General features: G+C 68.5%; 8 protein-coding genes. All 8 read right to left on the reverse strand.

Annotated elements, in window-relative coordinates:
* Positions 1-19 precede the first annotated feature (19 nt).
* Positions 20-1,081 carry a PP2C family serine/threonine-protein phosphatase gene (locus tag ABZ004_RS39085; protein ID WP_355687140.1) on the reverse strand — a complete coding sequence of 354 codons (1,062 nt, stop codon included), beginning with the start codon at positions 1,079-1,081 and terminating at the stop codon, positions 20-22.
* On the reverse strand, positions 1,078-3,420 hold the full coding sequence (locus ABZ004_RS39090) for a tetratricopeptide repeat protein (protein WP_355687142.1): 2,343 nt from the start codon (positions 3,418-3,420) through the stop codon (positions 1,078-1,080). Before ABZ004_RS39090 ends, ABZ004_RS39085 begins: the two co-directional genes overlap by 4 nt.
* Entirely contained in the window at positions 3,417-4,583 is a 1,167-nt protein-coding gene (locus ABZ004_RS39095) for a hypothetical protein (protein WP_355687143.1), read from the reverse strand. Before ABZ004_RS39095 ends, ABZ004_RS39090 begins: the two co-directional genes overlap by 4 nt.
* Entirely contained in the window at positions 4,580-5,536 is a 957-nt protein-coding gene (locus ABZ004_RS39100) for a glutamate ABC transporter substrate-binding protein (protein ID WP_355687145.1), read from the reverse strand. The genes ABZ004_RS39095 and ABZ004_RS39100 overlap by 4 nt, the downstream gene beginning before the upstream one ends.
* Positions 5,533-6,849, reverse strand: coding sequence for a hypothetical protein (locus ABZ004_RS39105; protein ID WP_355687147.1), 1,317 nt, complete (start codon positions 6,847-6,849; stop codon positions 5,533-5,535). The genes ABZ004_RS39100 and ABZ004_RS39105 overlap by 4 nt, the downstream gene beginning before the upstream one ends.
* A complete protein-coding gene (locus ABZ004_RS39110) occupies positions 6,846-8,225 on the reverse strand; it encodes an AAA family ATPase (RefSeq protein ID WP_355687149.1) in 1,380 nt (459 codons plus the stop codon). Before ABZ004_RS39110 ends, ABZ004_RS39105 begins: the two co-directional genes overlap by 4 nt.
* On the reverse strand, positions 8,222-8,806 hold the full coding sequence (locus ABZ004_RS39115; protein WP_355687150.1) for a hypothetical protein: 585 nt from the start codon (positions 8,804-8,806) through the stop codon (positions 8,222-8,224). Before ABZ004_RS39115 ends, ABZ004_RS39110 begins: the two co-directional genes overlap by 4 nt.
* A gap of 22 nt (positions 8,807-8,828) precedes the next feature.
* On the reverse strand, positions 8,829-9,956 hold a 1,128-nt coding region (locus tag ABZ004_RS39120; RefSeq protein WP_355687152.1), incomplete at its 5' end, for a toxic anion resistance protein.

A 9,956-nucleotide genomic window follows, 5' to 3' on the forward strand; every position in this document is an offset into this window, starting at 1 on the left:
CTACAGTGCTGGCGGGCGATCACAGGCGAGCCAGTGCGACGGTGATGTTGTCCTGGCCGCCCTGGGCGTTCGCCCAGTCGACCAGAGCGGACGAGGTGGCCAGTGGCTCGCCATTGTTGGCGGCAGCGGTCTGACGTACGAGGTCGGCCAGTGGTGCCGCCTCGGAGCAGTAGTTCCACAGGCCGTCGGAGCAGACCAGCAGCCAGCCCGGGCCGTCGACCTTGAGGGTCGTCGTCCGGGGCGTGTGGTCCGGAGCATCCTTGCCCAGCCAGCGGGTGATGGCATGCGCCTGCGGTCCGGTCTCGGCCTGCTGCCGCGGTACGCCGGTAGCGATGAGCTCTGCTGCCCAGGAGTCGTCCACGGTGAGCCCGACTGCTTCTGCGTTGTCCGGCAACCAGTACGCGCGGCTGTCGCCGACTACACCGGCTACCACCAGATCGCCTTCCACCACAGCAGCAACGAAGGTGCAGGAAGCCGGGTTGGGGCTGTCCGGACTGGTGTTGGCCAGCACTGCGTCGCTAGCTGCATCCGCTGCGGCCTTCAAGCGCGCCACGACGGCACTGATCCGTGACGACTCGGTCCCGATGCCCTGCGCATGACCGGCAGCCAGTACTTCGCGAGCGGCCCGCGCAGCGGCAAGGCTGGCCACATCGGAGTCCAGCGACGAGCTCACCCCGTCGCAAACCACCAGCTGCGCCCTACTGCCCGGCTCCGGGTCAGCAGAGATCGCTACTGCGTCCTCGTTGCGACTGTGCCGGATCCCCCGATCGCAGACGGCCGCAACCCAGGGTGCCGGCTGCTCACTGAAGTGATCGCGCGGCTTGGTCGCCTTGGTGCCACAGGTCTCGCAGTACTGGTCGGGGCCGATCTTGCCTCCGCAGGAGCGACAGGGACCGGCCACCGCGGCCGCCGAGGGGTTCAGCTCGATCGTCGGCTCGGTGTCGGTGTCGATCGCGGCCGTGGCCGGCGCGGCAGCAGGATTCAGCTCGGCGCCACAGGCCTCGCAGTACCGGTCGGCGTCGGAGATCGGCCCGCCGCAGCTCGGACAGGCCGTACTCGTCGTGCCGGTCGTTGACGTCATCGCAATGTCCATCCTCGAACCTCGTTGGCCTGGTCGACCAGGGCGATCCGTTCCTCCCGGCTGGGCGCTTGCCCAGCCAGCTCACGGTAGGCCGCCTCCAAGCCGTCCCGCAGTTCCGGTTCGGTGGCGGCCCGTCCGGCGATGTGTACGCCGGGCTGCGGGCCACTGCCGAGTACCTCGGTCAAGGCGGTCCGGAACACGTTCGCCGACAACTGAGCCCGGTCGGCCGGGTCGATCGTCAGCGCCTCGATACTGCCCATGGCCTCCGCGAGGGCGGGGAGTCCACGCCCTGATCCTGCCAGCAGACCGGCTCGCTGGCGGCGAGCCCGGATGTACGCGCCGCTGGTCGGCGGTACCAGGTCGACCGCGGCGATGGCTCCGTCGAGGTCGTTGCGGGACGAGCGGATCGCGGCCAGCCCGAAGGCGGACGGCGCGATGTAGTTGGCGTCGGTCCGGGCGCAGGTGATGTAGAGCCCCTCCGCCACGTCGTACTCGCCACTGAGTTCACAGGCCAGCGCCAGTGCCAGCTTGGGCGCCAGCTCACCAGGCACCTGGCCGTAGACCGCGTTGAAAGCGGACTGCGCAGCTGCGTGATCGTCACGTGCCAGAGCGACCAGCCCGGACATCCAGACCGCGCGCCACTCCCACGGGTCCTCCGCCAGCAAGTCCGAGACTGCAGTGTCGACCATGTCGAACTGACCGGACTGCAGAGCGGCGAGAGCAATCTCCAGCAGCACCTGTGCCGACTGCTCTGGTGCGTTGACCAGCAGCTCCAGCCGCGCGGCCGGGTCCGGAACACTGACCGTCTTGAGCCAGCCGGCCATCTTGTCGGTCTCGTCCGGCAGCAGGGAAGGCAGTCGCATCCACGGGGGAGCGGCTTCGCCCAGACTCGCCGACAGGTCGCCAGGGCTGCCGAACAGGAGCGACGACGCCGAGTGCTGTGCAGCGCCGCCCTTCTGCTGCGACGCGACCACCTCACGCAGTACGCCGAGCAGCTGCACGCGGAACTCGTCGGCCGATACGAAGCGGTCGGCCGGGTCCTTCGCACAGGCCTTCAGTAGCAGCCGGTACACGGAGTCGTGCTGCTGGAAGAGCGGGACATCCGCGACCGGAGGCAGTGAGGACAGGTACGTCGACTGGTAGCCGCGGAACTCCATCGCCAGCACGGTGAGCGTGCGGCCGAGGGTGAAGATGTCCGAGGCGACCGACGTACCGACCTCTGGTACTTCGGGGGCCTGGTAGCCGACCGTGCCGTAGATGGCCGAGTCCATGTCGTCGATCCGGCGGACGCCGCCGAGGTCGATCAGCTTCACCGCGTCGCCGACCTGGATGATGTTGTCCGGCTTGAAGTCGCAGTAGACCAGGCCGAGGTCGTGCAGGTAGGAGAACGCCGGCAGGATCTCCAGCATGTAGGCGATCGCCTGGTCGATCGGCAGCGGGTTGTACCGGCCGCCGTTGGCCTCCATCCGCTGCTTGAGCAGGGTCTTCAGCGACGTACCGCCGACGTACTCCATCACGATGTAGCCGGCGCCTTCGTGGGTGACGAAGTTGTAGATCTCCACGATCAGCGGGTGCTCGACCCGGGCCAGGAACTGCTGCTCGGCGATCGCGGCCGCGACGGCGTCCGGGTCCTCGGAGTTCAGCAGACCCTTGAGGACCACCCAGCGCTTCTGGACGTTCAGGTCGCGGGCCATGTAGATCCAGCCGAAGCCGCCGTGCGCCAGGGCGCCGGCTACCTCGTACTGGCCGCCGACCAGGTCGCCTGCCTTCAGCTTCGGCGAGAAGGAGAACGGGCTGCGGCACTTGGGGCAGAAGCCTTCGGTGCGGCCCGGCTGGTCGCCACGGGACCGGCCGACCGCGTTACCGCAGTTCGGGCAGTTGCGGCGGTCCTCGGGAACCATCGGGTTCGCCAGGATCGCCTTGCTGGCGTCGATCGCCGGGATCGGCGGCACGTGGGTCAGCCCGGCGCCCAGTCGGGCTCCACGCAGCCGGGTGGACGAAGTACCGAGCTTGCGGGTCAGCTTCGAGCCGGCCTGGGTCGCGCGAGCCGAGCCCAGTGGTGTGGAGGCAAGGCGGTTGGAGGCGCGCGACACTGTCGACACCGAGCTGATCTGCTCGTGCGCTGCTGCGGCTGAGCCTCCCGGCGTACCGCAGACGTCGCAGTAGCCGTCCACGATCGTGCCGGAGCAACCAGGTTGCGCACACGCACCCGTGGCCGGCGCACCGGTCGCAGCACTCGCAGCACTCGGAGATGTGGAAGCAGGTGTTCCGCAGACATCGCAGTAGCCGTCCACGATCGAGCCGGTGCAGCCCGGCTCGGTGCAGGCGATGTTCGTCATGTCGTCCCTCCTTTGGCGCGACCGGAGTGCGGGTCGGCGGCAAGACTGGTGTCCAGATAGGTCTGGTACGCCGCTACGAGTGCACCGAGCCGGATCAGGTCCACTGGTTCGGTGTCGATCACGTCGTGGCCGCGCCGGTAGAGCTCGGCAAGGTCATCGGTGGTTCCGCTGGTCCGGGCAACGCTGCCAGCCTTCACCTGGTATGCGTCCAGCCGGGCAGCCAGCTCGTCCCGGCGTTCCAGCGCGCCGCCGTACGCCGACTGGGCCTGCCCGAGCGCACGCCGTACTGCGTCCAGCTTTGTCAGGTACTTCTCCAGCTCAGCCGGAGTGTTCGGCACCGGACCGAGCGCAGTGACATCCGGTACGCCGAGGCGCGGCGCCGGGGTGACCGCAGCGACACAGCGATCGGCCAGAGCCCGTACTGCGACGCCCTGCGCCTCCAGCTCGGTCCGCACCGCGCGGGCGCGAGCCACGTCGGCAGCACGCTCCCGCCGGGTGGCACCGCCGACGATCAGGTCCCGTTCGGTGCGCGCGGCATCCATCTCGAGCGAGCCGATCAGCCCACCGATATCCGCACCGCGCTTGGCCCGCTCGGTCAGATCGGTGACCCGGCGGTCCAGGTCGTGATGGGTCGCGATCGCTTCGTTCCTGGTGATCGCCGGTTCGTTCTTGACCTGGTCGCTGATCCGCTCCACCGTCGCCCGGAGCTGCCGCAGCCGCGCGGCCAGATCCGCGTCGCCCGGCTCCAGCGCCAGCTTGGCCCGGAGCGTGGCGGCGAGCGCATCCGACAAAGTGCATGCCTCAGGCAACGAAACCGCGAGCGAGCCGCTGGCGCCACCGGTGTCCAGGCCGCCCCAGATCAGGGTGGAGATCCGCTCGGTCTCGGTCGGTCCGACCCGGCCGGAGTCCCAGGTGACCAGGATCAGCTCGTACCGGTCCGAGACCGCCTTCCAGACCGCCATCGCCAGCACCACGTCGCCGCTCAGCGCGTCGGCGTCCTCGGCCTGCAGGGCGGCCTGGTCGAGCTCGTCCAGTTCGGCCCGCCGCCGGTCCCGCCAGGTCCCCAGGGCATCGAGGAACGACAGCAGCTCCTTCGCGGGGATGCTGCTGCCGATCCGCCCTGGCGGGGCCGGCGCGACCGCCGTCGGAGTACGAACTGTCATCGACCGTAAACCGCCTTCGGCGGTGCTGGTGCCGGTCCGAGCGCGGCCGCAAACCACTTGTTGTACGACGCCTTCCAGCGGCCGTCACTCTTGATCTGCTCGAGTACGCCGTTGACGAAACGCACGAAATCCTTGTGCTGCAGCGAGATGCCGAGGCCGTACGGCTCCTGGCTGAACTGCTCGCCCGGGATCACCCGCGCGTACGGGTCCTGCGCGGCGTCGCCGGCCAGCACGGTGTCGTCGCCGCTGATGCCGAAGGCTTTGCCGGACTGGAAGAGCGCCAGGCAGCCGCCGTCGGTGTCAGCGGTGATCGCCGTGAGGTCTGGGAACCTCGCCCGCAGGTTCGCGTAGCTGGTCGAGCCGGTCGGGGTGCAGATCGTGGTGCCCTTGGGCAGGTCACCCAGGCTCTTCACCTCGGAGGTGCGTGGCACCAGCGACTTCTGGCCGGAGTGGTAGTACTCGGCAGAGAAGGCTATCTGGCTCCACCGGTCGCAGTTGATGGTCATGTTGCGGGCGACGATGTCGACCGAGTTGTTCATGATGACCGGCAGTCGCTGCGGGCTGGAGATGACCCGCAGCTCGACATCGACGCCGAGCGCAGCGGCGACGTAGTTGATCATGTCGATGTCGAAGCCCTCGATGGCACCCGTGATCGGGTTGCGGGAACCGAGGTTCAGGCTGTCGGCCGAGACGCCGGCGATCAGCCGGCCACGCTTCTTGATGGTCTCCATGAAGGAACCGGCCGGCAGGTTGTCAGGTGAGGGGAGTGGACCTTCCGGAGCGAATGACGCCACCGGGTTGCCACAGTTGGGCTGCGGTTTGGGCTTGGCCGGCGTGGCCGGCGCCTCCGTCGGCTTCGTCGGGAACGGGGTCGCCGCATAGGTGCTCGAACCGCAAGCGGCCACGGTCAACAGGGCAGCCGCGATACCGGCGGCGATCAGCTGCTTCTTCATCGGTATTCCCCCAGTCGCTGAGACATGCCCCAGGCCACGAGTAGCGCGGCGACGATGCCGATCGGCAGTCCGAGCCAGCCGATCGGTGGCAGGCCGTTGCGGGCATCGGACAGCTCACTGCCGACCTTCTTGCTGGTCTCGCCGATGCTGTCGGCGGATCCCTTGTCGAAGGCACCGAAGGTCGTCGAGGCGTTGCCGATCGACATGTTCACCGCGCTCTGCCAGTTGCCCTGCTTGCTGTCCAGGTCGCGGATCGTGCCGTGGATGGTCTTGTACTGACCCCAAGGAGCCTGCAGTTGAGGAGTCGTCCCAGCGACGATCGCGAGTTGCTTGTCGACCTCGGCCGCGGACTGCTGCCAGGCCGTCTGGAACGCGTCACCCGAACCGCGCGCGATCAGCGTGAGGCTCTCGTTGGACTTGGCGTCGTACGCCGCGATCCGGGCCCGCGAGAGCGCGAGCGTGTCGGCGTACGCGTGGCTGCGGGTGTCCTTCGCATGACTGCCTGCGCTCGCCAGCGAAGCTCCGCCGACCAGCATGGTCAGCAGCACCAGCACAGCCGCGGCTGCGATCGGCACGTTCAGGTAGCGGTGGGTTCGCTTGGCCAGCCAGTACAGGGAGTAGATGAGCACTACCAGCGTGATGAGGCCGGCGATGATCAGCCAGTAGTTGCCGTAGCTGATGCCGTCGAACTCCGTGTCGACCCGGGCCTCGTTGGACTTGACCAGCTGGTCCAGCAACGGCAGTGAGTCGTCCTGCAGCGTCGCACTCGCGTCCTTCAGGTACTGCGAACCGATCGGCAGGCCCTGCCGGTTGTTCGCCCGTGCCTGCTCGATCAGGCCCTGGTAGGTGAGCAGCGTGGTGTTCAACTGGCCGAGCACCGCTTGGTCGGCGGGCTGCGCGGTGGCTGCCTCGGCGATCAGCTTCGCCGCCTGAGCCATCGAGTCGACGAAGTGCTGGCGCTGCGCGGGCGGCTCGAGGCCACCCACCAGGAAGGCGTTGGTGGCGTCGGCGTTCGCGCTGACCAGGCTGGTGTGGATCGCCTGGATCCGGACCAGCTGGGCGGTGTTCGCCTCGGCCCGCTTCAGAGCGCCGTCGGACTCGCGGAACCCTTGCGCCGCGGCCAGGCCGAACACCACGGCGATCGCGGCCGACACGATGAGGATGGTGCGCATGCGGCCCGGCGTACCGGCGAACCAGGACTGGACCGCGCCGCGTGGGGTGGTGCGTCGCGGCGCGACGGCCGGCGTACCGGCTGCCGGCTGTGCAGCCGGCGGCGACCAGGTGGCTGGGGGCGCGCTCGTTGTCTGTGTCACGCCTGCTCCTCTTGCTCGGGCTCGACCGGCTGCTCGGGCTCGGCTGGTTCGGTCGGTTCTTCATCGGTCAGGTCCTCAGGGAGGATCTGACGCAGTTGTTCGGTCGTCGGTGCCGTCACGTCGCGGAGTCGCCAGGCGTGCCGGCCGATCGCGGCCTCGAGGGTGTTCCGGGCGAACCGCCCGTTGCCGAACGACCGGTTCCGCGGCGTCGAGGCCAGGATCACCTTGAACTGGTCCAGCGCGTTCGGCGTCAGCTCGTAGTCGGCCGCCGCGGCCAGCCTGGTCAGGATGCCGGTCAGCTCCTCGTCGGTGTAGTCCTCGAACGCGATCGTGGTCCGGAACCGGCTGGCCAGGCCCGGGTTCGCCGCGATGAAGTCCTCCATCGGCTCGGGATACCCGGCGACGATGACGACCAGGTCGTCGCGCCGGTCCTCCATCTCCTTGACCAGCGTGTCGACGGCTTCCCGCCCGTACTGGTCCGCACCCAGCTCACCGGCGGTCAGGCTGTACGCCTCGTCGATGAACAGCACCCCACCGGCCGCGGACGCGACCACCTCGGCGGTCTTCGTTGCCGTCTGCCCCAAATAGCCGGCGACCAGCTCGGAGCGGTCGACCTCGACCAGCTGGCCCTTGGAGAGCAGGCCGAGCGCCTTGTAGATCCCGCTGACCAGCCGGGCGACAGTCGTCTTGCCGGTGCCGGGGTTGCCTACGAACACCAGGTGCCGGGTGATGGTCGGGCTCTTGAGTCCTGCCTCGACCCGGAGCTTCTCGACCCGCAGTACGGCGACCTGTCGGTGCACCTCGCGCTTGACGCTTGCTAGGCCAGTCAGCTCGTCCAGCTCGGCCAACAGCTCTTCTACTGTCCGCTCTGGCTCAGCAGGCGCCGTCTCGACCTTGGCTTCTACCTGTACTGCGGGCGCCGGTGTGCTCGCAGCCGGCTTGGCAAGCGGACTGGTGCCGACCTGGAACTGCCGTGCACCAGCGGCTTGAAGCTGGGCAGCTGCTGCGACGGAGGCGTTGCCCACGACGCGCATAGTCGGCTCACCGAGATTGCATGCCGCAGAGGCCAGCTCCGCCAGCGCCTCGGCGTACGGGACTTTCTCTGCTGAGCCCTGCGCGATCAAATCAGTCAGTACTGCGGTAGGCGCGCCACGCCATCTCCGGCCGCGCACTGCGGCGTCGAAGAACTCCTGTGTGCCACTGCCAGGTGTCACGGCGGCCCAGTCGGCCGGAGCGCCAGGAGCAGACTCGGCCAAGGCAGCGGCGAGTGAAAGGCCCTCTGCTCGTGCAGCTTCTTCCGGCACGCCAGCACGTGCAGCGACAGAAAGCAGGGCCGACAGCGCGTCCTGCAGTGAAGTACCCCCCACGCTGGTCATCCCCCTCCTCGTCCTGGCGGTGGTTCTAGTGGTCCTGGTCCCGGCAGTACGTCGGGTGCCGGCGTGGAAGGCGTGTTGCCGAGGGCAAGACTCCCACCGGTCGAACCGGTCCCGAACTTCTCTTGCAGGAACCGGCCATGAGCGATCAGCGCCGCCGCGTCGGCCCGGTTCACCGCGTCGAACACCTTGTCCATCGTTGCGCCCAAGAGGTCCAACTGGTCGATCAGGATCATCAGCGAGGTCTTGCCGCGGTCGACCGGCCGGCTGTCCGCCCAGTGCCGCGGGAGCCGGAGGTAGCCACCGATCGCCTCCGGCAGGTAGTCCGTCGCGGTCGCCATCACGTTGTAGGCCTCGACGCTGCCGCCGAGGTTACCGAGCCGCGGGATGGTCTCCCGGACGATCCGCACGACCCGGTTGACCCGGGAGGCGACGACGGCCGGTACCGCGCCGTCGGCGACCAGTTGCTCGACCCGGACCAGCGCCGCCAGCAGATCGTCGTTGCTCGGTGCGCGGGGGATCGGGGCAGGCTCGGGCTCCGCCTTGCGGCCGGTCAGCCGCGCGAAGAAGTCACCCAATGCCATGCAATCCTCTTGTCTGGAAGCTCTAGCGACCGAGGTCGAGGGTGCCGGCGACGACCCGCTGGTCCTGCTGGGCGACCCGGTCCAGGTAGCTGCGGGACTTGGTCACCTCGTTCTCCAGCGTGCCGATGGTGGCGGCCATGTTGTCCAGCGCCTGCACCTTGAAGGTGTCGATCGCGTCCATCGTGGCGTAGATGTTCGCGAACGCCGCCTGCAGCTGGGGCAGCCCGATGGTCGCCGAGGCGGCCTGCTGCTGGATCGCGACCGAGTTGTCCCGGAGCATCTGCGAGGTGCGCTCGATCATCCCGCTGGTGGTCGTGTTGAGCGCGGTGATCTGGTCCAGCACCAGCTTCTGGTTGCCGAGGGCCTGCGCCACGATGACCGCGGTACGGAGTGCGGAGACGGTCGTGGTGGAGGCGCGGTCGACGCCCTTGATCAGCTCGATGTTGTTCTTGATCACGATGTCGATGGCCAGGTAGTTCTGGATCGACACGGCCAGCTGGACGAGCAGGTCCTGGTGCTTCTGCCGGACGTAGAACAGCACGTCCTCACGCAGTGCGCGGGCCTTCTCCGGATCGGTCGCCTCCAGCTCCGCGATGGTCGCGGACAGCCGGGCATCCAGCCGCTCGGCGACGTACACGTACTGGTTCAGCCGGCCCATCGCGTCCCAGAGCTGCTGCTTCTCCATGTTCAGCGCGGCGTTGTCCTTGCCGAGCTCGTCCTGGCCGTCGCGGAGCGAGTGCAGGATGCCTTCGAGGTGGCTCTGCGCGCTCTGGTACTTGCGGAAGTAGTCCTCGATCTTGTCCCCGAACGGGATCATCCCGAGCAGTTTCTTCGCACCCGTCGCTTCCTTCGGGTCCAGGTTCTCGACCGTCCGGCGCAGTTCCAGCAGCGTCTTGCCGACCGTGGATCCCTCCGACAGCCCACCGCTGGTCAACGCCTTCACCGGCGACTGCAGCAGCCGGTTCGAGCTCTCCGCGGCGTGCCGGATGTCCACGTCACCCATGCTGCGGACGTCACCGGCCTTCTGTGCGAACTCGGGGGAGCGCGGCGCGGCCTCCATCAGCGAGGTCAGGAACGAGTCGACCTTCGAGTCCAGCCCGGGCAGCGCGGCCGGGTCGACCGCGGGCGCCAGGCTCGGCGCGGCGGTCGC

The organism is Kribbella sp. NPDC006257 (genome assembly GCF_040613535.1).
In the GTDB taxonomy this organism is placed as follows: domain Bacteria; phylum Actinomycetota; class Actinomycetes; order Propionibacteriales; family Kribbellaceae; genus Kribbella.

Excerpts from the sequence above, each read along its gene's own strand:
- ABZ004_RS39095 (WP_355687143.1), bottom strand. The coding sequence starts at position 4,583 with ATGACAGTTCGTACTCCGACGGCGGTCGCGCCGGCCCCGCCAGGGCGG.
- ABZ004_RS39115 (WP_355687150.1), bottom strand. The coding sequence starts at position 8,806 with ATGGCATTGGGTGACTTCTTCGCGCGGCTGACCGGCCGCAAGGCGGAG.
- ABZ004_RS39090 (WP_355687142.1), bottom strand. The coding sequence starts at position 3,420 with ATGACGAACATCGCCTGCACCGAGCCGGGCTGCACCGGCTCGATCGTG.
- ABZ004_RS39110 (WP_355687149.1), bottom strand. The coding sequence starts at position 8,225 with ATGACCAGCGTGGGGGGTACTTCACTGCAGGACGCGCTGTCGGCCCTG.
- ABZ004_RS39100 (WP_355687145.1), bottom strand. The coding sequence starts at position 5,536 with ATGAAGAAGCAGCTGATCGCCGCCGGTATCGCGGCTGCCCTGTTGACC.
- ABZ004_RS39085 (WP_355687140.1), bottom strand. The coding sequence starts at position 1,081 with ATGACGTCAACGACCGGCACGACGAGTACGGCCTGTCCGAGCTGCGGC.